Origin of the sequence: Streptococcus oralis subsp. dentisani (assembly GCF_002096685.1) — a bacterium.
Lineage (GTDB): Bacteria > Bacillota > Bacilli > Lactobacillales > Streptococcaceae > Streptococcus > Streptococcus oralis_AD.
The window spans coordinates 1-3,166 of record NZ_NCVA01000002.1 but is presented as its reverse complement, the minus strand read 5'-3'; the positions used below and the strand labels follow the sequence as shown (position 1 = coordinate 3,166).

Below are 3,166 nucleotides of genomic sequence, written 5' to 3'. Positions count from 1 at the left end.
TTGGAAAACTCAGAACCTAGAAATTCTAAGCTATTCTTTAAGCCAACAATCACGGGGTTATGAACATTATTGATTTCATTCGTAATCGCTTTCCCGACTTCTCCATGCATGGAATTACTGGTGATGATAGCATTCATTCCATTTTTAGCGGTATCCAACTGACTCTGAGCAGTTGCGACCATCTTCATATAGGCCTCTTGGGCTTTCTGAAGCTCCGCAATATCTACATAAAATCCCATTAGCCTTCCTCCGTGTTTAAATACGGCTCATAATACCGAACAAAATCCTCACTGCGCATAAAGGCAGTCGAGACTTGTTGATGGGAGAGCTGAGTCGCACGTAAAACATCCTCTGTGAACTGACTTTCCCAGTCGTCACTGTAACCTTCAAAACGAAGTCGCTCAATCATCATGTTACTAACGAAAAAAGCGTCCATTCCAGGCATCTCACCCAAAGGCCAGATGCGAGCCAAGTAGTCTACCACATAGTCATCAAATCCTTCTTGAAGAGGCATCTTGCGGCCTGAAATCGTAACGAGTGGTCCTGGCCCCTCCGCTAAGCTTTTCTGGAGTTCCTCTGGTAAGAGCTCCAAATCGAGCTCAGCAACAGAACCTAAAGGATAAATAGGACTGTAGACACTGTCCACAATCCCCATGAAATCCTGTAAATCCGTGATGGAAAATAGTTGATCTAGTTGATTATAATGGATCTGAGCTTCCTGATTTTCATAACCATATGATCAATGGAGTAGGAACTAAGTTCAAAGCGCTTGACTACTTGTAAATCCATTATCTTATCTTCAAATATTATTTTCTACTTTCACCGTATCATACCAGTTATTGAATAATTCTAATTCTGAAGTATCATCTGAAATAGGCGAATAACTATATTTAGATTTGAGACTATTGCTGCTCTTATTATAAATAATTTTGATTTCGGTAGGTACTTCTTTTTTATTATTCTCAAACAAAATCTCGATTTTTTCCAAATCATCAATTCCTAATTCTAGAAGTTGTATCTGTCTATCATGTGAATCGTCTATTTTTTCATTTTCACTCAAAAAATCATTAATCTGATTGAGTCTAATTATCTCCCCATTTTTCTTAAAAAATAAATTGAAAAAATAACTACCTTCTTCCATATAACCATACAAATAAATTTCATCAATTTGACTATTCGAATATTCTAATCCCAAAGACACCAAATCAGATTGAATTTCCATTAATAAATCTTCAAATATCATTTACTTCACTCCATTAATATTTTTTATACGACGTGTATAAGTTTGTCCATCAATTGTATAATTTACCCTAAATGTCTTCGGTCGTGCAGAATTCCCTACGTACTCAATTTTGACGTGAACTTCAACTTTCTTATTCGCTTTAATTGCTTCTGACCAGTCTCGTTCAAGACGACGATAGGTTTTGAGATTTACGTCTTTCGCTTGTGATAATAAATTATCTAATTCAGGAGATCCACCAAATAAATCTCCAAATATATGACCAGCATGATCATCAGGTAATTTATCCGGTGTATTTCCTTTATGTCGTAGTCTACCATCATGTAGCTTTAATTGTAAGTTATCTGCGTACGCTTCACTAATGCGCCCCAACTCGTCTGTCTGATACAAATAATTATGCTCTCCAGCCTGATATCGAACATTGGGCTTTAATTTCCCTGCATCATCAAAGTGAGAACCATCTCGAAGTATATCACCGACCTTATCCGCTACTTTTCCAGCATCATCAGAAACTCTCACCACATCATCCGCATGTTTGCTAGAGAAGCGCATCACCTCACGCAGAGTCTTACTCTCAACGCTGAAGGCAGGCATGGTTCCCATACCTCCCGCAAAGGCAACTGCCTCTTTACGAATGCCAACTGGGATTCGGGTATCTAATAATTTCTCCCCAAATTGCCTAATGACATTATTGCTCTTCGCTAGGATATTGTCAACCTTTGATCCCCATTTTTCGACATTTGCGAGAATTCTTGCTTTGGTACTGTTCTTGGCTAACTGAATCATCTCAGCTGCCTTAGCTCCTAGCTTGGTCCCCTTAGCCATCTTCCCTACAGCTGCTGGGCCGACAAAAAGACTGGCAATCTCAAAGGTCAAGCCTCCTGCGTCATAGGCATCCATATGGGTGACCTTATCCCAGAGGGCTTTCCCTGTCTCCTGAGCACGATAAGCAGCCTTATCCGCATAGCTGGCATTAGGGTCTTGACCGCGCATAGCCGCACCTGGATCCGTCAGAGCAGTGTAAGTTCCTACTCCTAACTCCGCAAGGCTAGACAGGTTATCTGCCGTTCCTTGCAAGTCCCGCTTCATCCACTCTGGAGTTTGACCTCCTGTTAAGCGATTGACGCCATCAATACTGGCAATACCAATAATCTGAGTCAAATCTACAGCTCCGATAGCAGTCTCTGAAACCATACTTCCAGCTGCACCAATAAATCCTTCCGCAAACAGGAGGGTATCTTTCATCCCTTGAGGAAGCGGTAGATTTCGTGTTCCCTCAACAACATCTCCCCACCAGGAGCCAATCTCATTCGAGCGATCCTTCAGCCAGGCTTGGATGGGGTGATGACGGCGATAAGAAGCTTCTCGCTCAGCGGCTTCTTGTTCTGCCTTGCGTTTAGCAGCCTCAATCGCTTCTGCCTTGGCTTTCGCATACTGCTGATCCAGCTCATAAATCGCTTTACCGAGTTCTTCATGCGCCACAAAGTCGGTCAAAATAGGATCACTATAACTCAGAGTCTTCACTCGTCCCGTAGCCGCCATTTGGCTACTTAAAGCACTAAAAAGTTGCTCGGTACTGCTGGTCGTCATCATCTTATCAAAGGCATTGACCTTATTCTTCGTATCCTGAACATACTTCCGGGCTGTCTGGGTATTGGTATAGAAGGTGCTGCTTAAGGGAGCACTCAGACGATAGAGAGTCGAAATACCATCATAGATACTCTTGAAGTTAGTATCCATGACCTTGTGTTTCTCATCGGCTTCATTTAGCTTCTTGACCGCATCATCCAAAGTTTCTTCTGCTAGAACTGCGGTTGCGGAGGTTTCGCCGACAAGATTCTGAAAATCCGTGATCGTCTTGGAAAACTCAGAACCTAGAAATTCTAAGCCATTCTTTAAGCCAACAATCACGGGGTTATGAACATT

General features: G+C 41.9%; 3 protein-coding genes and 1 pseudogene. All 4 read right to left on the bottom strand.

Annotated features, from left to right (window positions below; genetic code table 11):
* Positions 1 to 239: pseudogene (locus B7705_RS00055) on the bottom strand (T7SS effector LXG polymorphic toxin); the annotation flags it as partial.
* Complete coding sequence (locus B7705_RS00050; RefSeq protein ID WP_084946676.1) at positions 239 to 655, bottom strand: DUF4176 domain-containing protein; 417 nt, start codon at positions 653 to 655, stop codon at positions 239 to 241. The gene B7705_RS00050 and the pseudogene B7705_RS00055, both read right to left, overlap by 1 nt.
* 144 nt (positions 656 to 799) lie before the next feature.
* Complete coding sequence (locus B7705_RS00045; RefSeq protein WP_084946673.1) at positions 800 to 1,243, bottom strand: hypothetical protein; 444 nt, start codon at positions 1,241 to 1,243, stop codon at positions 800 to 802.
* The coding region (locus B7705_RS09875; RefSeq protein WP_084946670.1) for a DNA/RNA non-specific endonuclease at positions 1,244 to 3,166 on the bottom strand (1,923 nt) is incomplete at its 5' end.